Genomic DNA, 22,630 nt, shown 5'->3' with positions numbered 1-22,630 from the left:
CTCGGTCGGGGGACATTAGCAGGTACGTGACCGCGACCGTCACGCACCGTCGCCATGCTACGCGGAACCGCTGCCCACCCGCCGAGGCATCGTCCGTATGTACGAAAGCGCAGCCCACGCGCGCGGGCTGCGCTTCCTGTACGACGGCGGGGCGGATCAGCGCCGCAGGCGCGCGAGGACCGGGCCGAGCAGCCCGTTGAGCTCCTCGACGCGCAGCAGGCGCAGGAGCAGAACGTAGACGGCGAGCATCACCAGGCCGCAGAGCGCCGTCACCCAGAGGCCACTGAGCATCGTGAACAACCAGCCCTTGCCGAACGAGAGGACGTCGAACCCGCCGACCAGCTGGTAGACGCCCCATCCGGCGCCGCCGGCGACCGCCGCGGCGAGCACCGTCTTGGCGTGCAGCATGAAGATGCGACCGCCGTCGAGGCGCCCGCCGAGCTTGCGCTTGAGGCCGCCCGTGCGGAGCAGCACCGTGATCCAGTTGGACAGGGCGTAGGCCCCACCTGCCGCGATGACCCAGAGTTCGATCGGCAGCCAGATCTGCGCCGCGACCAGGCCGGCCACGAGGGCGACCGTGGACGGCACGGTGATCCAGAAGACCGAGCGGCCGTCCTCGTAGGCGTAGAAGACCCACTTCATGAGCGCCATGCCGCCGAGCGGCACCAGCCCGAACGACAGCGCGACGAGGACGGGCGCGATGAGCGCCGTGCCCTCCTCGCCCGCGGTCGGGACGATGAACGCCGTGGCCGGACCGGCGAGCACGACGAGGGCTGCCGTCGCGAAGACGGTGAAGACGCCGATGGTGCGCAGGCCCAGGGAGAGGTCGTCGCGGACCCGGTCGGTGTCGCCCGCCTGCGCGGCCTTGCTGATCCCCGTGAACAGGGCCGTCGCGATGGAGACCGTGACGAGCGAGTGGGGCAGCAGGTAGATCAGGAGCGCCTGGGTGTAGGAGCCGTTACCTGCGATCGCATCCGTGGGCGTGCTCGCGGCGCCGGCCTCGGACGCGACCCGGGTCAGGTAGAGGACGCCCGCCTGCTCCAGGACCACGGCCGCGAACGTCCACAGGGCGACGGCCCCGGCCGAGCGAAGGCCGATGCCCCGCAGACCCAGGCGGAGGTTCCAGCGGAAGCCGGAGCGCAGCAGCGGCACGAGCAGCACCAGGGCCTGCGCCACGATGCCGAGCGTGGCCGTGCCGGCCAGGAGGATCGTGCGCGGGGTGTTCCACTCGGAGACATCGTTGATGCCCGTGTCGGGGGCACCGCCGAACACGATCAGGAACACGGCGAAGCCGATCACCGAGACCACGTTGTTGGCCACCGGCGCCCACATGAACGGACCGAACTGCTCGCGGGCGTTCAGCACCTGGCCCAGGAGCGTGTACAGGCCGTAGAAGAAGAGCTGGGGGATGCACCAGTACGCGAAGACGGTGCCGAGCGCGAGCTGCTCGGCCGACCAGCCGTCCGTGTAGAGCATCACGACCCACGCGGCGGCGCCGGTCAGGACGGCGGTGATGGCGAGGATGCCGACTGCCGAGACGGTGAGCAGCTTGTCGACGCGCTCCTGCGCGTTGTGCGCGCGGAACGCCTTGACGATCTGCGGCACCAGGACGGCGTTCAGCATGCCGCCGGCCAGGATCGCGAACAGGACGTTGGGCAGCTTGTTCGCGACGTCGAACGCGTTCGCGACCGTGCCCGCGGAACCGATGGCGGCCACCAGCATCATGTTGCGGACCAGGCCACCGAGGCGGGACGCGGCCGTGCCGGCCGCCATCACGATCGAGTTGCGCCCCAGGCTGCTGGTCGACGACGGGGGCGTCGCGGGCGTACCCGGCCCGCCCGCGGCCTCGGCGCTGGGATCCGACGCGGGGTCGGTCGGTGCGGTCACGGCGTTCTCCTGGGTCAAGCGACTACTCCCGTGGTCTGGGCCCCTGCCCGGCGCTGTTCGGCAGACGTGTGCGGCGGCCGAAACATTACTCTGCCCGGGCAGCCACGGAGTCCGCTCTTGCCGCGGGGGCCGGCTCCGGAGCCTCGGCGGCCGCACCGGTCGCCTCCTCGACGTCCTTGCTGGTGGCACGGTACGGGGAACGGCCGCGACGCACGGTGCGCCAGATCCCGGACAGGAACAGCAGCGCGACAAGGCCGGCGGCGATCCAGGTGCCGAGCTCCTCCCAGCCCGCGCGGACGCGGACCTGGAACGACGAGTCGTCGCTGATCTTGGCGCCGGTCGGGGTGAGCACCTGCGCGGTCACGGCGACGTCGCCCGAGCCGATGGCCCGCACCGGTACCTGCACGTCCATCTCCTGGCCCGCGGGGATGACCTCGGTGCTGCGTGCGTCGACGGTCAGGCGCGGGTGGTCGGGGCGCAGCACCACCGTCACGGTCGCGTCCACGCCGAGGGTGTTGCGCACGCGCACCGGGATGTTGCCCTTGTCCGTGATGAAGTTGACGTCCTGGCGCGGCACCACGGTCACGGACTGCTGCGTGAGGGCGTTCGACGCCTCCAGGGTCTGCTTGACGAGCGCCTCCCGGAGCCCGGTGTCGGCGCGGTGCGCGACGGCGAGCGGGGCGATCAGGCGAGTGACACCCGGCCGCCAGATCTGGGAGGAGTGGTCGACGGCGACCGACGAGAACGTCACGACGGCGTCGCGCGCCCGCTCCAGGGCCGCGACGTTCGTCGCGCCGAGCTCGCCCTTGGCCACCGTGCGCTTCGAGAGGGCGGTGCGGGAGACGTCCGGGGCGTCCTGCGCGAACAGCGTGTCGATGGTCGTGACGTCGACCCAGCTCGCGTCGTCGAGCTCGTTCAGGATCTTGCTCGCGCCCTCGGCGTCGGGCGTCCAGGTCCGCGGCGCGACGATGGTCAACGACGGCGGGTCGACCGGCGTCTGGGTCACGACGGCGGCCGTCTCCGCGAGGAGCCGCTGCGCGCCCTCGGTCGGGGTGGACGCGGTGCTGGCGGCATTCGTCGAGGCGGAGCTCTCCGTGGACGTCACGTCGTCCGCGCCCGACAGGTCGGTGGCGGCGAGGAAGGTCCGCGTGAGGTTGGTGTCGGCCACGACCGCGCGCGCCATGCCGGACGGCGTGCGGACGTCCGCCCGCCCCGTCACGGTGCCGGCGCCCTCGTACGCGAGCCCGCCGCTGCCGACGACGGCGTGCCCGCGCTTCGCCGCGACCCCGAGGCCGAGGGTCTCGACGTCGGGCACGACGCCGTCCGCGGGCCAGGACATGTTGTCCTGCCAGGCCTCCGGGACCTCCCAGTTCCCCTTGCGCGGCGCCTGGAGGAAGCTGCGCGCGCCGGTGGTGCGCACGTTCGCGTGGGCGAGCGCGGCGAGGTCGGGGTCGTGGCTGGGGAGGGAGTACGTGGTCGTGCTCGCGGCGGCCGTCGTCATGCGCTCGGACCACTCGATGAGCGCCGGGTCGTCCGAGGCCGCGGCCACGGCGATGGTGTCGGGGTCGATCGCCAGCGACAGCGTGGTGCTCTCCGCGACCTGCAGCACGCCGTCGAGCCGCTGGCCGGAGGCGGCCTGCTGGGCCAGCTCCAGCTCCGCGGTGCTCGGGTCGGCCGGGTCGACGGCGGGGCTCGTGACCGCGGCCAGGACGCTGACCTGCATGGGTTCGCGCTCCAGGCCGTCGGCGTCGTACACGAGGAACGAGCGCGCGATGCCGAGGCGACCCGTGGCGTCGCCGGCGGCGACGGCGAGCTTGCGCGCGCCGAAGCCCTTGAAGGTCTCGGCACCCGGGTCGTAGGTGAACGAGACGTTCTTGGACGCGCCCGGCGCGAGGTCGCCGATCGGCTTCGCGATGGGCCTGCCCCGGGCCTCGTCGTACAGGTCGGCCGTGACCCACTCCTCGATCTCCGTGCGCGAGGTGATCGCCACGTAGTCGATGGTGAGCTGGGCCTCCGCGTCGGACACCGTGGCGTCGCTCGTGTTGGTGACCTTCGCTCGGATGGTCACCTCGTCCCCCGGGTGCGAGACGGGGTGCGAGATGTCGGTGACCGCGACGTCGAGCGACCCGGCAGTGGCCGCGGTCGTGGCGAGCGGCTGGGCGGCGGCGTCCGCAGTGGTGCGCGCCGCCGTCGGACCGGTGGCCCAGGCCGCGGGCAGCGTGGACCCGACGAGCAGCGCGCCCGCCAGGAGCACGGCGCCGAGCGCGCCGGTACGGCGGGCCGCCCGGTTGCGGGCGGGACTGCGGGAGAAGTCGGCGTGCTGCGTCATGGCAGGTCTGGGCGCTCCGTGGGGAAGGCGTCGGCGCGCAGTGCGTCCCGGAGGTTCCTCGACGAGACGAGGAGATCCAGGGCGGCCGCGGCCAGTCGCTGCTCGTTCGGGTACGACAAACGCTCGGCGAGCTCGTCGACCCTGACCCAGAGAGCGTCCTCGGCTTCGCCGTCCGGATCGTTCTCCACGGTCAGGTGACCGCCTTCCGCGCGCAAGAGGTAATGGTGCACCACCTTGTGCACCCGCCGGTCCTCACCGGTGAACCAGTAGTCGATCACGCCGAGCTCGGCCTGGATCGAGCCGCGGATCCCGGTCTCCTCGCGGATCTCGCGGATCGCGGCCTCCTGCGGCGTCTCGCGGCCCTCCAGGTGCCCCTTGGGGAGGCACCACTCCAGGCGGCCCGTGCGGTTGCGGCGCAGCAGCACCGCCGCGCTGAACTCCTCGGGCCGGTCGGACTCGGCGCGCAGGACGAGCCCGCCGGCCGACGTCTCGTCCACGATCGGCAGATGTACCGGGGCGCTCGTCGCGGCGGCACGCCGGGCAGGATTCACCCGCAGCGGCGCCCCGCCGGGCGGCGTGGGCACCTCCGGGCGACCGTCTGGTCGGTCGCTCGCCGGAACAGGGGTGGACATGCCCCAACACTACCGACTGACCACCGTTGATCTGGTCAGGCGCGGGGTGCGGGCGGTTTCGGGCACCGGGTCGCCCCGGCACGTCCGCACCATGTCCGCATGAGGGCGCGGCGGGCCCGCACGAGGGCTTCGCGGGGCCTCGCTGGGGCCTCGCGGGGGCCGGCGCGTGCTTCGCAGTTGCCTGACGAGAGTGCGGCGGGTGCCCGGCGCGTGCACTCGGTGAGTGAGGCCGTGCCGGGTCTGGGAGAATCTTGGGCTGTGTCTACCCCTGAACAGGATCTGTTGCGCCGTGCGCTCGGCGTGCTGACCGAGATGGCGCCTGCCGCGCTCGAGCTGGGCGAGCAGTTCCGCGCCGCCGGACACGAGCTGTCGCTCGTCGGCGGTCCGGTCCGTGACGCCTTCCTCGGCAGGACGAGCAACGACCTCGACTTCGCGACGTCGGCCTCACCCGACCAGACGCAGCGGATCCTCGCCAAGTGGGGGGACGCGCACTGGGACATCGGCAAGGAGTTCGGCACGATCGGGGCGCGCCGGGGCGACGTCGTGGTCGAGGTGACGACGTACCGCACCGACAAGTACGACCCGGCGTCCCGCAAGCCGCTCGTGGAGTTCGGCGACAACCTCGACGGCGATCTGTCCCGGCGCGACTTCACCGTCAACGCGATGGCGGTCCGCGTGCCCGACCTGACCTTCGTCGACCCGTACAACGGGCTGGGTGACCTTGCCGCCGGGGTGCTCCGTACCCCGATCGCGCCCGAGCGCTCGTTCGACGACGACCCGCTGCGCATGATGCGCGCCGCGCGGTTCGCCGCCCAGCTCTCGTTTCACGTGGAACCAGGGACGCTCGCCGCGCTGGTCGCGATGGCCGAGCGGATCGAGATCGTCTCGGCCGAGCGGGTCCAGGCGGAGATCACCAAGCTGATCCTGAGCGACAACCCGCGCGCGGGCCTCGAGGTGCTGGTCGACACCGGCCTCGCCGAGCAGGTGCTGCCCGAGCTGCCGGCCCTGCAGCTAGAGATCGACGAGCACCACCGGCACAAGGACGTCTACCAGCACTCGCTCACCGTGCTCGACCAGGCGATCGCGCAGGAGACCGGGGCCGACGGCGCGGTGCCTGCGCCGGACCTGGTGCTCCGCCTCGCCGCCCTGCTGCACGACATCGGCAAGCCGGCCACGCGTCGGTTCGAGTCCGGCGGCGGGGTGAGCTTCCACCACCACGAGGTGGTGGGCGCCAAGCTCACCACCAAGCGGCTCCGGGCGCTCAAGTACGAGAAGCAGGTGGTCAAGGACGTGTCGCGGCTCGTCGAGCTGCACCTGCGGTTCCACGGGTACGGCGACGGCGCGTGGACCGACTCCGCCGTCCGGCGCTACGTGACCGACGCCGGCCCGCTCCTGGAGCGGCTGCACCGCCTCACCCGCGCCGACTCGACCACGCGCAACAAGCGCAAGGCCAAGCGACTGTCCGACGCGTACACCGACCTGGAGAACCGCATCGTGGCACTGCGCGAGCAGGAGGAGATCGACGCGATCCGGCCGGACCTCGACGGGACGCAGATCATGGAGATCCTCGGCATCTCGCCGTCGCGCGCCGTCGGCGAGGCGTACAAGTACCTGCTGGGTCTGCGCATGGAACGCGGCCCGCTGGGCGAGGACGTCGCGGCCGAGGAGCTCAAGAAGTGGTGGGCCGAGCGGTAGCAGCACCGCTGGTCGAGCTTGTCGAGACCACGAGTTATCCACAGACTCGCCCACACCGCGCCGCTCCAAGTGCCACTCTCGGTCGATGGCCCACATGTACATCCTCAGATGCGTCGACGGTTCCTTCTACGTCGGCAGCACGGTCGACCTGGAGCGTCGAATCGGTCAGCACAACGAGGGCGAGGGCGCCGCATACACCCGGCGTCGTCGGCCTGTGGAACTGGTCTACTGCGAGGAGTTCTCCCGCATCGACGATGCGTACCTCCGGGAGAAACAGGTACAGGGATGGTCGCGGGCGAAACGCCTTGCTCTGATCGAGGGCCGGTTTGATGATCTCCCGGACCTGGCACGTTCTCGGGTGGTCGAGATCGACGAGTGATCTGGTGCTGGCGGGGTCTCGACAAGCTCGACCAGCGTGGGGTTGGCCTGCCGGGTCTGCCGTCAGACGTGCGTCGGGTCGAAGAGGGCGCTGACCGACTCACCGCTGTGGATCCGGCGGACCGCCTCGGCGAAGGCCGGGGCCACGCTGATCACGGACAGCTTGTCGTGCGCCAGCAGCCCGGTCGACGGCACGGTGTTGGTGGTGACGATCTCGACGACGTCGGGGTCGGCCGCGATGCGGTGTGCGGCGTCGTTGGCGAAGATGCCGTGCGTGCATGCGATCCGGACGCTGCGCGCGCCGTGCTCGCGGAGCAGGTCGAGGATCGCCAGGATCGTGGACCCGTTCGCGATCTCGTCGTCGAGCACGATGATGTCGCGGCCGGTGACGTCGCCGATCAGGGACGTGATCTCGACCCGGTCGCCGTCGAACCGCTCCTTAGCGGCCGCAGCGACCGGCACCCCGAGCATCTTCGCGAATGCCGACGCGCTCTTCGCGTTGCCCAGGTCGGGGGAGACCACCGTGGCCTTGGACAGGTCGCTCGGCAGGAAGTGCGCCGCGAGCTCGCGCAGCGCGTTGAGCTGATCGGTCGGCACCCGGAAGAACGCGTGGACCTGCGGCGCGTGCAGCGTCATCGTGAGGATCCGGTTCACGCCCGCCGTCTCCAGCAGGTCCGCGACGAGGCGGCCGCCGACCGAGATGCGCGGCGCGTCCTTCTTGTCCGAGCGCGCGTACGCGAAGTGCGGCATGACGGCGGTGATCCGGGCGGCTGACGCGCCCTTGGCGGCGTCGATCATCAGCAGGAGCTCCATCAGGCTCTCCTGGGCGGGACGCACCACGGGCTGCACGAGATAGACGTCGCGCTCGCGGCAGTTCTCCAGGAGCTGGACCTGCAGGCAGTCGTTCGCGAAGCGCTGGATGTTGATCGGGCTCAGCGGGACGTCGAGATCGGCGCACATCTCCCGGGCGAAACGCTGACCACCGGTACCGGCAAAGACCCTCACCTCGGCCATGGCTGGAGTCTACGGAACGTCGAGCCGACACGCCCAGCAGGAGCAGGCATCATGTGGATCGTGAGCCTCACCGAGTGGCAGACCTGGGAACCGTTCGTCGACGCGTTGCGCAGGTCGGCACCGCCCGGGACGGACGTCAGCGAGTTCGTCGGCACGCTCGGCCGCGGCGCGTGGGACGGCACCTACGCGGACGACGGCGACGCCGCCGCCCGCCGCGCGCACTACCGCGAGGCCGCGCGGGAGGCTGCGCGGACCGGCGGGCGCGGGCCGAAGGCCGAGCTCGACGACGCGCTGCGCGCGATCGCCGGTCTCCTGCCCGACACCGAGCAGGTGGTGCGCGTCGTCGCCGGTGCCCACCCCGACGACGACGCGGTCGAGCTCGTCGCGCTCCCGTCCGCGGTCGTTCCGGGGCCGGTCACGCCGGTGCTCGAGGTGGTGCTGGAGCCGGGCGCGCTCCCGGCGCAGTACGCGGCGACGATCGCGCCGCCGACGGACGGTGCGCCGGCGGCGTCGGCCGATCCCGGCGCCGTGGCTCAGCTCGTCGCGGAGCGGCTGCCCGACGCCGTCGGCGCACCGCCCGCGGAGATCGACGAGGCCGAGGCCGCGCTGCCCGCCGGCGCGCGGCTGCCCGACGAGGTACGGGCGCTCTACGGGGCTGCAGGCTCGGGCAGCCTCAAGCTCGCGGAGGAGCCGGGCCGGTTCGCCGGGTTCGAGATCGTGCCGCTCAGCGGGAGCTTTCTCCGCGAGGCGTTCCTGCCCGCGGCCCGCTTCGACACCTGGAGCGCGGACGCCGACACGTTCGCCCCGAAGGACCCGGCCGGCCGGGTGCAGGCCGCGATCGGGTCGCCGCTCTGGTGCCCCGTGGGGACCGACGGCGCCGGGAACGTCTATGCCGCCGACCTCGCGCCCGGACCGCACGGGTACGTGGGTCAGATCGTGCTGCTCGACCACGAGCAGCACGCGGGGGCGGGGTATCGGGCGGAGAGCCTCGCGGCCCTGCTCGTGGGGGAGGAAGCGGTGACGTCCGCCGCGGGGGAGCAGGTCTCCGGCGAGCCTGCGGACCGGCGGGACGGCGACCGGCCGGACGGCGACGGCGCGGGACCGGCGTCGGACGTCGAGTTCCTGAACCTGGACCCGGCCGGCTGGACGGCGCGGCTCGACGCCGGGTCCGTACCGCTCGGTCTCAAGGCCGCCGGGCTCCTGCCCGATCGGGCGCACCCGCCGGCGCTCGCCGACACGATCGCGGTGGCGAACCGGCTGCTGGAGCTGCGCGGTCAGTCACTGATCGAGGTCACGCGGCTGGTTCGTCCGGCCGGCGAGGCGGGTGCGGAGCGAGCGCCGTCCGTGGAACGCGCAGGTCACGTGGAGCGGAAAGGCCTGCTCGGCCGGCTCTTCGATCGCTGACGGGTCCGCTCCGACGGAAGGCTCATCCGGTCAGAGGGTGCCGGGGGAGCTGAACTTCGGCCGGCCAGGAACCAGGAAGTCCGGCTGCGCTGAACAGTCCGGCACAGCCGGATATGTCGGGGCCAGCCCGAATGAGATTCAGGAGCGCCGACAGGTGCTGGTCGGGTGCCCCCTTGCCCTCGGCCGCTCGGCCGTCAGACGCGACGAGGGCGGGAACCCGGGTGGGTTCCCGCCCTCGTCAGGCGCGCGGCGGCCGGCCGCTCAGGGGTCAGTGCCCGCCGTGGAACTCGCCGTCGGTCTCGGGCCGCTTGATCAGCGCGGCCAGAGCGATGGTCAGCGCCATGACGCCGGCGCCGATCCCGAACGCCAGGCTCGCACCGGACGTGAGTGCGTCGGCAGCGGACTCCCCGGCGGCGGTCAGCGTGTCCGAGCGGAGCGTCATGATCGCGATGAACAGCGCGATACCCGCGGCACCCGCGACCTGCTGCACCGTGTTGATCGTGGCCGAGCCGTGCGAGTACTGGTGCGGCTTGAGCACCCCGAGCGCCGCGCTGAACAGCGGCGTGAACACCGCGGCCAGGCCCAGGCTCAGCAGGATGTGCGCGGCGAGCACGTAGAACGGCGAGATGCCGGGGTGCAGGAACGCGAGCATACCGATGCCGAGCGTCACGAGCACCGTGCCGGGCACGAGGATCGGACGCGGTCCCACGCGGTCGTACCACCGGCCCACGACCGGGCCCAGAAGACCCATCGCGAGCGCGCCGGGCAGCACGATCAGCCCGGACTGGAGCGGCGTCAGGCCCATCGCCTCCTGCAGCACCAGCGGCAGGACGATCAGGGTGCCCAGCATCGCGAGCATCGCGACCGCCATGATGCCGATCGCCACCCGGAAGTTGGGCTCGAGGAACGTGCGCAGGTCCAGCAGCGCGGAGTCGGTGCGCTGCCGCACGATCTGCCGCCACACGAACAGCCCGAGGAACACGATGCCCGCGCCCAGCGGGATCCACGGGTTCACGCCGCCACCCGCGTGCGCGCCCTCACCGAGACCCGACAGGCCCCACACCAGGCCGCCGAACGCGACCAGGGTGAGCAGCAGGGACAGCGGGTCGAGCGTGTGGTGCTCCTTGTCGTTGACATCGCGGATCCAGAGCAGGCCGGCGACCAGCGCCAGCACCGAGATCGGCAGGACCACGCCGAACACGCCGCGCCAGCCGAGCGGCTCCAGGATCGCGCCGGACAGCGTGGGGCCGAGCGCCGGCGCCGCCGCGATGACCAGACCGACGTTGCCCATGACCCGGCCGCGCATGTGCGGGGGCACGATGGTCATGATCGTGGTCATGAGCAGCGGCATCATGATGGCTGTACCGGTCGCCTGCACGACGCGGCCCGTCACCAGGACCCCGAACCCGGGCGCGATCATCGCCAGGGCGGTGCCGACGGTGAACAGGGACATCGCCAGCAGGTACGCGCCACGTGTGCCGAGCCGGTTGATGAGGAACCCGGTCGCCGGGATGACGACCGCCATCGTCAGCAGGAAGGCCGTGGTGAGCCACTGGCCGACCGTCGGGGTCACGCCCAGCTCGTCCATGATCGGCGGCAGGGCCACCGACATGGTGGTCTCGTTGAGGATTACGGTGAAGGCGCTCGCCATCAACAGCGCGATGGCACGGAAGTGGCCGGGGGCGAGCTTGTCGGCGCGCACCGGTGCGGGCGCGTCGACGCTGCCCGACGGCGGTCGGGTGGCTGAACGGTCGTCCAGCGGATCAGCGGTGTCAAGGATTTCGGTCGTCACGGGGTATGCCCTCTCGGTACGGAACGCGGGCCGAGATCGAGAGCGACATTGCACACGACCTACGTCTAACGACGCCGGATCATCGTCCGGTATTCCCGATGACGATCGCGACCTGTTTTTGTCGACGTCTGCGGTCAGCAGAAATCATCGGTCAGTTCGCCGAGGCATCGGTGCCGTCCGACCGGTCCGACCCGTCCGGGGCGACGGGCTCGGTGACCGGCGTCGCGACGCCGAGCGTCACGCCCTGCCCGGCCATGAACGGTTCCGGGTCCACGGCCTGGCCGTTCATCCGCACCTCGTAGTGCAGGTGGCAGCCCGACGACGTGCCGGCGCCCGCCGGGTCGATGCGCGAGTCACCGCCCATCGAGGCGATCTGCTGACCCGCCTGCACCGTCTGGCCCACGCGCACCAGGTTGGTGCCGGTGAGCAGGTGGCCGTACGTCGAGTCGAGGCCCATGCCGTGCTCGATGCGGATCGTGTTGCCGGTGCCCCAGCCGGTCGCGCCCGAGATCACCACGCGCCCGGCCGCGGCCGCGTACACCTGGGTGCCGCAGGACGCCGCGATGTCCTGGCCGAGGTGGTAGGTCGACGCCCCGGCGATGCCGGTGCTGCGGGGACCGAACCCGGACGCCTTCGACCCGACCGCCGGGTTGGCCCAGCCGCCGGCGCTGACGGCGGCCTGCCCGATGGAGCCGGACATGCAGGGAGCGGCAGCCGCGGAGCCCTGGATGGACCGGGAGATCGCTTCGAGGTCCTCCGAGTCGGCACCGCTGACCAGCTGGATCACCTGGAGCGCCTGGTCCCAGTACTTCTGGTAGTGGTACGGGTCGGCGTTGCGCTGCGCCTTGTGGGCGGCGATCGTCGGCTCCAGCGTCTCCCAGCCGGTGACGGCGAGCAGCCGGTCGTAGAACCGGCCGGACGACTGCACGGGGTCGAGGCGCTCCTCGACCGTGCCGTACCACTTCTGCTCCTGGAACATGCCGATCGAGGAGGTCAGCGAGCCGTCCGGGTTGCGGACCCCGAAGCGGTCGTCGCCGTAGTTCAGGTTGCGCATGCCGGACTCGCCGAGCGCCGTCATCACCGCGACGGCCTGTGCGCGGGCCGGGACCCCGCGCTCCTGGCCCACCTGCAGGATCACCGCGGCGTTCTGCAGCTGCTCACCCGTGAAGCCGCCGGCCGCCGGCAGCTGGCCGCCCGCCGGCACCACCGACGCCGACATGCTGCAGCCGTTCTGCGACTGGTTCTCGCTCACGGCGCCGCCCACCAGCACGACCATCGCGACCACGGCCGCGGGCACCGCCAGGACGGCCGCGACCAGGACGGCCAGCACGAGCACCGCGCGCCGGGTCCCGTCGTCCTTCTTCCTGCCGTTGCCCGACCGCGCGGACCGGGCCGCCTGCGACACGACCCGCGTCGCCAGCCCGACGGTGTCCCGCCCGCTCACGACCCCTCCGGCGGCCTGATCTGCTCGGCCAGCCAGGGCGCCCCGCCGTCGGCCCGGGTCAGGAGCACCGTGTACGGGCCGACGTCGGTGGGTACCGCGACCTCCGCGAGCAGCGTGGACGTCTCGTCGGTGACCTCCGGGTCACCGGTCACGTCGGTGACCGGGACGAGGCGCGGGTCGACGTCCTGGTAGACGGGCTGCGCCTGCGGCGTCAGCAGCGGCTTCAGACCGTCCCACCACGCGTCCTCGGCCTGGTCGGTGGCGGCGAACGCGCTGATGGTCGCGACCGCGGCGTCCCGGGCGGCCTGGCGCACGGTGTCGTTCCACGTCGCCTCGATGGGCTCGGTGGGCGCGGCCTCGTCGAACTCCGGCTCGGCCGTCACCTCGACCGCTGGATCGCCGGCCGCCGGCTCGCCGTCGACCTCCTCGGTGGCGGCCGCGTCGTCGGCGTCGTCGGACGTGCCCACGGGGTTGTCGAAGTCGTCCTGGCTCCCGGGAGCGACGGCACCCGGGTTCACCTCCGCGGTCGGGTCGGCCGCGGGACCGCCCTCGCGGGGCCAGCCGATCCAGGTCCCGATCGCGAGGGCGACCACCGTCAGCACCACGATCACCGTGCGTTTCATCAGCGGCCCAGCTCTCGCATCTGACGTCGTCCCGGGTTGTGCACGATGGCGGAGGGCTGCGGTCCGGCGCCTGGTGCCGCACCGCCCTGGCGCGCGGCGTTGAGGGACTGGGCGAGCCGCGCCGCGCTCTGCGACCGCTCGCCCCGCCGCCCGAGGCCACGCACGGCGCCCAGCACCTGCTTGGCCTGTCCGGCCTTGCGGACGACGGTCAGGGCCTTGGAGGCGCCGGCCGCCGCGGCGGACGTGCCGCCGCTCGCGACCATCGCACCCGCCTGCAGCGCGATCGACGTCCCCGCGCGGCCCGCGCTGCCGAGCCGGTCGCTGAGCCGTTCGCCGGCCGTCGGCGGCAGGTGGGGAGACGGCTCGTTCCCCGCCTTCTCGCCGACGTTCGTCGCGTCGGGCACCTGGTCGCCGGCCCCGCGTCCGCCGTCGGGCGAACCGTCCTGGACGGTGCGGGCGGCGGTGCTCCAGGCGTTGCCGCCACCGGCTCCGGTGCCCGGCCCGCCGTCGGGTCCGGCATCGGGTCCGGCGGCGTCGACCGGGATGGGGACCGTGCGGTTGTCGTCTCCTGCTGCGCGCCCCGCGACGGCTCCGGCGGCCGCCCCTGCCGCGGCACCGCCGACGGTGCCCCCACCGGGCGTGCCGTCCATGGCGGACGGTCCTGCGGCCGGCGCGTCGTCGCCGTCGACCTCCACCGCGTTGCTGTTCGGCTGCACCGGGGCCGGGCCGAGCCCGACGCCCGCCCAGGACTTGGCCTTGTTGTACCGGTCGCGCCACTTGGCGGTGCCGTCCCACGGCATCGCGGCGGGCTCGCCGATCTGGGAGGGCACGCCGGCGGCCGCGAGCTTGTCGGCCAGCGTCCGCAGGCCCTGCCGCACGCTCGCACCCATGAGCACGTAGAACACGGCGCCCGCGACGACCAGGGTGTTGAAGAGGTACAGGCGCACGAGGAAGGGCAGGCCGCTCGTCGCGTCGTAGAAGCCGAGCAGCATCTTCATCCAGGCGACGAGGAACATCGTGGCCATCGCGACGAGGATGCAGCCGAAGCCCACGCTCGCGAACGTGCGGAAGAGCTGCGCCCGCGTGCCGCTGGAGATCACGCCGACCGGTAGCTGCCAGAGCAGCTTGATGGCCGACCAGCCCAGCAGCAGCACCGCGAAGATGGTGCCGCCCACGATCACCACGGACAGCAGCAGGAACACGAACCCGGTGGTGAGCAGGCTGAGCGTCGAGACGACCGTGCCGGCGTCGACCGTGGAGGCCGCCTCCTGGTAGGCCGCGTCGCACCCGCCGATCTCGTCGACGGCGTTCTCCCGGCCCACGTTCTCGGTGTAGACGTCCTCGCAGCCCGTGCCGTCGATGACCGAGCCGTAGTTGATGATCTGGTGCGGCGCGCGCAGCAGCGTGTCCACGAGCTGGCCCTTGAGGCCGTCCCGGATCACGGTGGAGTCCCGCTGGAACGACGCCCCCTCGGTGGCGAAGCCCGTGGCGATGTCCATGCCGGCGTTGCGGGACTGCATGATGACGCCCTGCTCGCCGCCGATGGTCGCCATGGGGTTGGCGAGGAACCCGGTGGCCAGGGCGGCGATGACGCAGCCGATGAGCAGCTCCATGAAGCCGCCCGCGTACCGGCCCTTGAGCAGCCAGAACCCCACGACGAACGCCAGGATGATGAGCATCAGGTTGAGCAGGCCGATCTGCGCGACCATGCCCTGCACGATGATGCTCAGCCCGGCCAGCGGCGCCAGGATGTAGCCGAGCCAGTCCATGCCGAGCACCCAGTCGAGCACCCAGATCTGCACCGCGACCATGTCGCGGTACCAGACCCAGAACATGCCGGCGAGGGTGGAGAAGATCTCGGAGTCGACGTTGAGCGGGTTCCACGGCGAGCCCGTGTCCCACTGGAGCATGAACCGGTCGACGGCCACGCCCTGGGTGTCCTCCAGGTTCAGCCCACCCTGCGGGTCGGCGAACGGGAGGGGCGCCAGCCCGATCATGCCCCGATCACCGCACCGGTCGAGCTGGTCGGCGTCGTCTTGACCGTCTGGGCGCGCTTCTCCACGAGCGGCGCCATGACCTTCGCCCGGCCGTACCGGGCCTGGAAGTCGCGGATGAGGCACTCCCCGCGGCGCTCCTCGACCACGCCGACGGCGGCGTCCGTCACCGGGGCGGTGCCCTCGGTGACCAGCTTGACCAGGCCCTCGTCCACGGGGGCGTCGGTCGGCAGGCCGTGCAGCCAGCGCAGGCCTCTGCGGGCGAGGTTGGAGTCGCGGTGGCGCAGCAGCACGCGGAACGGGATCAGACCGCGCACCACCTCGTTGCCGAAGTCCTCCTCGGCGTCGTGGCTGCCGAGCAGCAGCGCGGCCTTGTGCTTACGGCCGTCGCGGATGAACGTGCCGATCTCCTCGGCCGCCTCCGGGGACGACATGGTCTTGGACGCCTCGTCGGCGGCGAAGATGTCGAGCCGTGAACGGTCCGCGAAGCAGCGGTAGCGGGCGAGGGCCGCGATGAGCGCGAACGTGGCGCGGCCGAACACCTTCTCCGCCTTGAGCTCGGCGAACAGGTGCCCGTGCTCCATGTCGGCGCGCGAGGGCAGCTGCATCTTGTGCGTGTGCAGCACGATCGCGGGCGAGCTCAGGTCGAGCGGGGGCAGGGTGTCGTCGAAGAGGGCGCGCCCGAAGTCCAGCTCGGAGAAGATGCGCATCTCGTCGGCCAGCATCCGGGCACCCGGGTACTCGCAGTCCTCCTCGAGGTGCCGGGCGAGCGAGCCGAGCGACGTGATCTTGTGCCGCCACATGTACTCGGTCTGCAGCACCTTGGACAGCAGCACGTTCTGCTCGGACTTGGTCTGCACCGACAGCAGCACCGTGAGGAAGGCGCGCGCGACCCGCGGTGCCTGCGCGGGCGGCAGGATCCGCAGCGGGTCCATGGACACCGTCGCGTCCTCGGAGATCTCCACGACCTGCGAGCCGGGGATCTCCGAGACGGCGATGCCCCACTCGCCCATCTCGGTGTGGTCCACCGCCATGAGCGTGGCGCCCATGTCCACGTTGTCCATGGCCACGGTCTTCATGCTCACCGACTTGCCCGAGCCCAGCTCGCCCACGAAGCCCATCGCGAGCGCGACGTCCAGCTTGTCGGTGGCGCCCGCCAGGTTCACGAACACCGGGTTGGGCCGGGCCGCGCCGTTGGAGATCTCCAGGGCGAACAGCGCGCCGGAGGTGTCGCCGAGCTCGGTCGTCGCGAAGGGCACGGCGGCGGAGAAGGCCCGCGCCGTCGTGATCTGCGAGTACTCCCGCACCGCGCGCGGCGTGGGCATGCCCGGCAGGGTGGCCTCGAAGAGGGTCGGCTGGATCGTGGGGTCCGTCCGCAGCGAGAACTGCATGGCCGCGAAGTACTTGGTCAGGTCGCGGGCGTCGTCCAGGGCCTGCTCCGGGGTGTGGCCCGAGACCGTGAACATCGTGGTGGCGTCGACCTCGACCTCCAGCTCGTCGGCGTCCATGACCGCCTGGTACTCGCCCAGCGCGCGCGCCGTCGTGTCCAGGGACGACCCGGCCCGCTCCTCCTCGGAGCGCTGGTCGAACTGGTCGTTGAGGGTCCGCACCGCGCGCCGGTTGCGGTTGGTCACCTCGTCGCGCGAGCGCACCGTCATGCGGATGGCCCAGTCACAGGGCACACCCGACTCGTCGACACGCCCGATCCACTCGCACCCCGGGTAGACGATCCCGCCGGACGGCGTGTCGCTCACCACGAGCGTCGTCTGGTACGACGCGAGCTCGGGGTTGGTCGGGTCGAGCACCTTCACGTACGGCCGCTTCAGGATCTGCAGCGGCCCCAGCTTCTTCTCCGAGTCCGTCTGCCCGGCCGGGTCCACGAGCGCGGACGGCAGGACCGAGGGACCGGACAGGTGCATCTCGGCGTCCAGCGACCCGTCGACCGGGACCGCCGTGTCCAGCCCGAGGCCGCGCTGCATCGCGTGGCCGAACATCCAGGCCATCTCCGCCACCGACGCCGGCTGGGGGTCGAACGCCGAGGGCATCTCCTTGCGCAGCGCCTCCGCCTGGGCGGCCCGCTCGCCGATCGCGTGCCGGCCCGGCACGGACCGCGGCATCATCAGCGTGTCCTGCAGCGTGGTCCAGCTCGCCTGCAGCGGCTCCAGGAACGCCTTGGCGCCCGGGTTCGCCAGCGGTGCGGCGATCCAGTGGACGCGGCGCCCGATCGGGATCTGCTCCAGGAAGTCGAGGGTGGCCTCGCACTCGGCGGCCCAGGCCTCGCGCTCCGACAGGTCGACGCCCTCGATCATCGAGAGCACCACCGACGCCGGGTCGGTGGCCGCCGTCAGGCCGAGGTGCAGGGACTCGCCGCGCAGCGCGCGGTACAGCGCGGTGTGGTGCCGCCGCGCGGCGTGCTTCTTGTCGTCCGGCTGGAACGCGTAGGGAACGGGTGACACGCGCCAGACCGCCCACACGGTCCCGGTGCGGGTCCACATGAGGCCGTCCGTCAGGGCCGAGATGTGGCTCAGCATGGGGGCTCAGTCCTCTCGCGGGGTGGTCGGTGCGGGGCGGTCGGTGTTCTTCGGCTTCCCGGCCAGCAGCTGGCCGACGCCGGTGAGGTCGGCGTTCCTGCGGTCCGCCGCGGCGGTCGCGGCTGCTGCCGCCCAGTCCGCCGGCGAGCGTCTGCCGGGAGGTGCGGCGGGTTGTGCTGCGGGCTGCGGGTCCGGTTGCCGTCCTGGTTGGTGGCCGGTCCGCGGCCCGGGCCCCGGGTCGAGCCGGCGGCCCTCGAACGTGGCGTCCGCGGGACCGCGGCTGGTCAGCTCCGGCAGCAGCTCGGTCGGCACCGGCTGCACGACGACGGGTCGCGTCGCCCCGGCAGTGCCGACGGGTACGACGATGCGCGGCGTCGGCTCGGTGAGCCGCTCGCTCCGGACCGCGGCACCCGGCACCACGACCATGACGCGGTGCGTCAGCAGGCGGGGCTTGGGCAGGGAGACCTGTCCGCCCACGAGACGGCCCGGGCTCGACGTCAGGTTCATCGCGTCCATGACGAACGCGACCGGGTTGCGCCCGGAGCTCGGCAGCTTGCCGGTGGCCCAGACCACCCCGACGACCACCCCGACGGCGACCACGATGTTCATGAAACCGCCGAGCTGCGCCCACAAGGGGGCGGTCTTCCACAGGGCGAACGCCACCACGGCGCCCGCTCCCACCTGGGTGATGGTGTACGGACCACCCCAGATGCGCCCGCCGCTGGGCAGCTTCCCCACGAGCATGGGGATGCGTCGGGCCTTCGTGTAGAACTTCGCGGTCTCGGTCACCGGACACCCTCCTCACCACACGCCGGGCGCGCGAAGGCGCCCGTCCGACCAACCCTGTGTCTTGCCCCCAGCGCCATGCCCATGTTCCTGACCTGCTGCCCTGCTCCCGCGACCGTCAGAGGACGGTCTGCGTGTTCACGATCGCCGGAGCGGAGTCGAACTCGTCCCGGGCGAGCTCGGAGGTGACGTTGATGCCACCGTTCACGAGCCACAGGACGATCCCGCCCACGATCGCGGACATCAGGATGGCCGCGATCGACATCTTGGTCTTCACCGCGGTGATGACGACCATGAGGATGACGACCACGAAGGTCACGGACTCGATCGCGCTCTTGACCTCCTCGGACTTCACGGTGATGAGGTCGAGGAAGCCGTCGGCCATAACGATCTCGCTGATCATGGTTCTCTCCTTCGTTACTCCCCGGCGGTGCCGGGGTCGGTCGTGCCGGTTGGCGTCGTGTCGATACGGACAGCCGGCTCAACGCCGGCAACCTCCCAGCGGCCGTCCCGCGCGACGAGCGTGAGGACGTACTGGGCGGTCGTCTTGTTGCCGTCGAGCCGCGTGAGCTCGACGGTGGTGAGGGCGTGCGTGCCGTCGCCGTCGGCCGGGTCCTCCGTGACCTCGTGCGAGCCCTTGATGCCCGTCACGGCCACTGCCGTGTACGGGGCCGGGGTCACGGCCGAGACGGAGGTGCCGGGGCGCAGGTAGCGCGTGATCTCGCCGTCGCCCGCGACCATGGCCGCGAGGAACCCGGCCACGGACTGGCCCGCCGGCGACGTCGGGGAGATGGTCTCGGAGTAGTCGAGGTCCGGCGGGTCGGCGGCGGCCGCGGGACCGGGGACGGGCGACGGCAGCGCGAGGGCCGTGACCGCGAGGTCCGGGCCGGAGTACCGGGTGTCCGTGCGCTGCACGAGGACCGGCACCTGGAAGTAGCGGCGCACCCACACGAGCGGGACCTCGGCCTGCTCGCCTTCCTTCGCCTGTGCGTCGGCGGGCGGGGGCGTCGAACCCGGGGCGGGCTCGGCGACGTCGACGCCGACGGTCACCGACCAGACGTCGTTCTCCGCCTCCTCGACCTGTGCCACCGACGAGTCGCGGATGGTCTGGCCCTCCTGGGGGAGAGTGCCGACCGGTGCGTTCGTCAGGGAGGCGATGAGCTGCTGGTCGTTGCTGTCGGCCCGCAGCCAGGTCTCCACGAGCTCGACCGCGCGCTCGGTCGCGGCGGCGGACTCCGCGGTGCTCGCCGTGCCCGCGGCCGCGGTGACGGGGGCCGGCGCGGGCCGCAGCGCGGTCCACACCAGGGCGGCGGGTCCGGCGAGCAGCGCCAGCGCGAGCAGCGCGCCCCAGGCCTTCGTGGCCAGGGCGGGACCGTTGGACCACTCCACGACGGCGGGCGGCGGGTCGTCGTCCGCACCTCCGCCGCCCGACGACGCGGGCGGTGCGGGCCGGTCGGGACCGCCCGCCCAGGGGGAGGCGGTGCCGGTGGCGCCGTCGGCGGGGCCGGGCAGCTCGGCCGGCTTGGCGGCCTTCTTGCCCCGACGGCGCACGAGGAGCGAGCTCATCGCGTGTGCACCTCGTTCTGCAGGTCCGCCCGGATGCGCGCGCGGGCCTCGCGCGCGCTGCGCACGCGGGGGCTGTCGAGCGCCTCGGTCAGGCGGATCGTCGTGTCGTTCTCGCCGAGGGGGTCCTCGGCGAGCGATGCGATGAGGTCGCGCACCACGGGCGCCACCTCACCGCGTGCGGCATGCACCTCGGCGGTGTCCCGGAGCAGGGACCACGTGTGGTCGAAGGCCGTCGGACCGGGGTCCGCGGCCTGCAGATCCGTATCCGTACTGCCGAGGTCGGTGCTGCCGAGTCCGGCGCCGGGCGCCTGGTCGAGCTCGTCCTTGCTCATCTCGCCTCTCCCGTTGATCCGTCAGTTGCGTCTGCTCAGCACAAATGGCTGGTGATGTGTTCGTGTGACATCGGTCGAGCAGGGGTTTTGGCCGAGTGTGACGCAGGTCACATGGGCCTGGAACGAGCGGGCAACAGTGGCGGGCAACACCCTCCCGATGGACTCGGGGCAGACGGAGGGGGGAACCGCCATGCCTGCACGCACACCGGCGCCGGCATCAGGAACGCTGATGCGAGAGCTTGACCACGACTGGGCAGACCTGGTCCGTACGCGATCGTTCGCCACCGAGATCGACCGCTTCGTCGCACGGTTCCCCCGGCTCGCGGGACTGCGGCGGGGTGAGCCCGTGCGGCTCGCGCCCGACGAGGCGGACGAGGTGCTGTACGCGCTCATCGTCGAGCACGCGAGCGGCAGCTTCGCCGCCGGGCGCGCGGTGCTGCAGTGCATGCTGCCCGCGGTCCGCACCATCGTGCGCCGGTCGCGCCGGCACTACCCGGACGTGCAGGACCTCGAGCAGGAGGCCGCCGCCGCGATGTGGGACGCGATCACCCACTACGACCTCGAGCGCAGCAGCCGGGTCGCGATGCGGCTGCAGGGACACACACTGACGCGCGTCGTCGGCGACCGGGCTCCGCACGCCCGGGGCGGCCGGGCGAGCCGCGGACCCCAGGTGGCGGAGATCCCCACCGACACGGACATGCTGACCGTCCTCGAGCGGCCGACCGTGCCCGAGCCCGGACCCGACGCGGTCTACTCGCTCGCGAGCCTGTCCCTGGGCCCCACGGGCGAGGTCCTCGACGTCATCGCGTGGGGGCTGGACAAGGACGTCCTCACGCGGGACGAGTCAGCACTTCTGGCGCGGCTCTACGCGCCGGACCCCGATCTCCCGGAGTACGCCGAGCTCGGCTCGGGTCGCGGGAACTATCAGCGGCGGGTGGCCCACGAGCTGGGCATCTCGCACGCAGCCTTGCGCCAGCGGGCGAGTCGCGCAGTGCGACGGCTGGCGGAAGCCGTTCAGTCCGGTGGTCTGTCTGGGGGACAACCGGGCGAACGGGATGGTGAGGGACGACGACGGCCGACGGGCTGAGCACTGGGGGGTGCGTGATGCCCTGAAGTCGTCCGAAGTTCGCCTCATCGCGAGAGGGTCCCACCGCCAGCGGGGCCCTCTCGTTCTGTCCGGGACCCGCTATCTCATGCCTGACCTGCAGAGTCAATGCCACAACTGTGGTTCTGACGTGCCATCGAAGGATTGTCTGAGGGTCACTCAATATTCAAGCCATCTCCACACTTTTGAAGTCTCCTTGACCTGGCGAGCACCCGGAACGCTGATTAGCGTTCAACCTGCCGGGTTAGCCCGTCTGGATGAGGATTACCTGCGGTGACACGCGTGTGACACCGCAGGAAGCCCTCGACAGCACGGGCGGGAGCACGGTGGAGACAGGCGCAGGCATGGGATCCTCGACGGGTTCCGCTCCGGGAAGACCCCTGGCGGACTCTGTCGATGGGCTCGGAGGAGACGGCACGGTGAGCAGTGGCACGAAGGTCGCGAACCAGGAACAGCACGCCCGGTCCGCGGCAAGACCCCAGCGACCCGCACCCCCCGGGCCGCTCAAACCCACGCGCGCCCGACGTCGGCCCGCCCTCATCGCCCTGGGTCTCGCGCTCGTGGCGCTGAGCGTGCTGGCGAGCGTCTACGTGACCAGCATGTTCGGCGAGACCACCCAGGTGCTGGCCGTCAACACGAACATCGCGCGCGGCACCGCGATCACGGCGGGCGACATCGTGACCGCCGAGCTGCCGACGGGACCGAGCTCGCTCAGCACGGTCTCTGCCGACGACTTCAAGCTGGTCGAGGGCAAGATCGCCACGGCCGACCTCAAGGCGGGCCAGCTCCTGACGCCCGACAGCTTCGCGGAGGAGCTCGCGCCGCCGTCCGGGCAGTCCATCGTGGGCGTCGCGCTGACGCCCAGCCAGATGCCGACCACCCCGTTGCAGGCCGGCGACGCCGTGCGTGTCGTCGAGACGCCGGCCACCGGCGGCGAGCCGCCGGTGGAGGCCCCGTTCGCCATCACCGCCACGGTGGTCCAGGTCAGCACCGACGCCGCGCTCGGCGACCAGACGGTCGTCGACGTGCAGGTGGCTTCCGGCAACGCGGCGGGTCTCGCGGCCCGCGCCGCGACCGGCCGGGTCGCCATCATCCTCGACGCCGTCGGGGCCGGGTGA

The 22,630-nt window shown here is 72.1% G+C and carries 18 protein-coding genes; 5 read left to right on the top strand and 13 right to left on the bottom strand.

What is annotated here, in order from left to right; translation table 11 throughout:
• Positions 1-156 precede the first annotated feature (156 nt).
• The 3 genes from murJ to ACZ7LE_RS00440 form a co-directional block, all read right to left on the bottom strand.
• Entirely contained in the window at positions 157-1,887 is a 1,731-nt protein-coding gene (gene murJ, locus ACZ7LE_RS00450) for a murein biosynthesis integral membrane protein MurJ (RefSeq protein ID WP_470401456.1), read from the bottom strand.
• An 85-nt stretch (positions 1,888-1,972) separates the two neighbouring features.
• Positions 1,973-4,216, bottom strand: a complete 2,244-nt coding sequence (locus ACZ7LE_RS00445) for a DUF6049 family protein (RefSeq protein WP_470401455.1) — start codon at positions 4,214-4,216, stop codon at positions 1,973-1,975.
• Positions 4,213-4,848: an NUDIX hydrolase gene (locus tag ACZ7LE_RS00440; protein WP_470401454.1), complete on the bottom strand. Its 636-nt coding sequence runs from the start codon at positions 4,846-4,848 to the stop codon at positions 4,213-4,215. The genes ACZ7LE_RS00445 and ACZ7LE_RS00440 overlap by 4 nt, the downstream gene beginning before the upstream one ends.
• A gap of 258 nt (positions 4,849-5,106) precedes the next feature.
• On the opposite strand from ACZ7LE_RS00440, the gene ACZ7LE_RS00435 reads away from it, so the two are divergent.
• Positions 5,107-6,543: a CCA tRNA nucleotidyltransferase gene (locus ACZ7LE_RS00435; protein WP_470401453.1), complete on the top strand. Its 1,437-nt coding sequence runs from the start codon at positions 5,107-5,109 to the stop codon at positions 6,541-6,543.
• Positions 6,544-6,628: 85 nt separating this feature from the next.
• On the top strand, positions 6,629-6,922 hold the full coding sequence (locus tag ACZ7LE_RS00430; protein ID WP_470401452.1) for a GIY-YIG nuclease family protein: 294 nt from the start codon (positions 6,629-6,631) through the stop codon (positions 6,920-6,922).
• Between the two features lie 62 nt (positions 6,923-6,984).
• Here the strand turns inward: ACZ7LE_RS00430 and ACZ7LE_RS00425 are convergent, their stop codons facing one another.
• Positions 6,985-7,935, bottom strand: coding sequence for a ribose-phosphate diphosphokinase (locus ACZ7LE_RS00425; protein WP_377227364.1), 951 nt, complete (start codon positions 7,933-7,935; stop codon positions 6,985-6,987).
• A gap of 60 nt (positions 7,936-7,995) precedes the next feature.
• Between ACZ7LE_RS00425 and ACZ7LE_RS00420 the strand changes: the two genes are divergently transcribed.
• On the top strand, positions 7,996-9,339 hold the full coding sequence (locus ACZ7LE_RS00420; RefSeq protein ID WP_470401451.1) for an SMI1/KNR4 family protein: 1,344 nt from the start codon (positions 7,996-7,998) through the stop codon (positions 9,337-9,339).
• Between the two features lie 268 nt (positions 9,340-9,607).
• Here ACZ7LE_RS00420 and ACZ7LE_RS00415 read toward each other — a convergent pair whose 3' ends face one another.
• The 9 genes from ACZ7LE_RS00415 to ACZ7LE_RS00375 all read right to left on the bottom strand — a co-directional run bounded on the left by ACZ7LE_RS00415 (position 9,608) and on the right by ACZ7LE_RS00375 (position 20,407).
• On the bottom strand, positions 9,608-11,131 hold the full coding sequence (locus ACZ7LE_RS00415) for an MDR family MFS transporter (RefSeq protein WP_470401450.1): 1,524 nt from the start codon (positions 11,129-11,131) through the stop codon (positions 9,608-9,610).
• A 151-nt stretch (positions 11,132-11,282) separates the two neighbouring features.
• Positions 11,283-12,575: a M23 family metallopeptidase gene (locus ACZ7LE_RS00410; protein ID WP_470401449.1), complete on the bottom strand. Its 1,293-nt coding sequence runs from the start codon at positions 12,573-12,575 to the stop codon at positions 11,283-11,285.
• Entirely contained in the window at positions 12,572-13,198 is a 627-nt protein-coding gene (locus tag ACZ7LE_RS00405) for a hypothetical protein (protein ID WP_470401448.1), read from the bottom strand. The genes ACZ7LE_RS00410 and ACZ7LE_RS00405 overlap by 4 nt, the downstream gene beginning before the upstream one ends.
• Positions 13,198-15,195 carry a hypothetical protein gene (locus tag ACZ7LE_RS00400; RefSeq protein ID WP_470401447.1) on the bottom strand — a complete coding sequence of 666 codons (1,998 nt, stop codon included), beginning with the start codon at positions 15,193-15,195 and terminating at the stop codon, positions 13,198-13,200. Before ACZ7LE_RS00400 ends, ACZ7LE_RS00405 begins: the two co-directional genes overlap by 1 nt.
• A complete protein-coding gene (locus ACZ7LE_RS00395; protein WP_470401446.1) occupies positions 15,192-17,723 on the bottom strand; it encodes an ATP-binding protein in 2,532 nt (843 codons plus the stop codon). The genes ACZ7LE_RS00400 and ACZ7LE_RS00395 overlap by 4 nt, the downstream gene beginning before the upstream one ends.
• 6 nt (positions 17,724-17,729) lie before the next feature.
• Complete coding sequence (locus tag ACZ7LE_RS00390; RefSeq protein WP_470401445.1) at positions 17,730-18,512, bottom strand: hypothetical protein; 783 nt, start codon at positions 18,510-18,512, stop codon at positions 17,730-17,732.
• Between the two features lie 115 nt (positions 18,513-18,627).
• Positions 18,628-18,912, bottom strand: coding sequence for a hypothetical protein (locus ACZ7LE_RS00385; protein ID WP_285100538.1), 285 nt, complete (start codon positions 18,910-18,912; stop codon positions 18,628-18,630).
• A gap of 14 nt (positions 18,913-18,926) precedes the next feature.
• Positions 18,927-20,075, bottom strand: a complete 1,149-nt coding sequence (locus ACZ7LE_RS00380) for a hypothetical protein (RefSeq protein WP_470401444.1) — start codon at positions 20,073-20,075, stop codon at positions 18,927-18,929.
• The gene (locus ACZ7LE_RS00375) at positions 20,072-20,407 is read right to left on the bottom strand and encodes a hypothetical protein (protein WP_470401443.1); all 336 of its coding nucleotides are present in this window, start codon (positions 20,405-20,407) and stop codon (positions 20,072-20,074) included. The genes ACZ7LE_RS00380 and ACZ7LE_RS00375 overlap by 4 nt, the downstream gene beginning before the upstream one ends.
• Positions 20,408-20,636: 229 nt before the next feature.
• Here ACZ7LE_RS00375 and ACZ7LE_RS00370 point away from each other — a divergent pair, with 229 nt between their 5' ends.
• The gene (locus ACZ7LE_RS00370; RefSeq protein WP_470401442.1) at positions 20,637-21,494 is read left to right on the top strand and encodes a hypothetical protein; all 858 of its coding nucleotides are present in this window, start codon (positions 20,637-20,639) and stop codon (positions 21,492-21,494) included.
• A gap of 437 nt (positions 21,495-21,931) precedes the next feature.
• Positions 21,932-22,630, top strand: coding sequence for an SAF domain-containing protein (locus ACZ7LE_RS00365; RefSeq protein WP_470401441.1), 699 nt, complete (start codon positions 21,932-21,934; stop codon positions 22,628-22,630).

This window comes from Promicromonospora sp. NPDC110617 (assembly GCF_055598465.1).
Note: the sequence above shows the minus strand (reverse complement) of the source record. Positions and strands in the feature narration are given on the sequence as shown.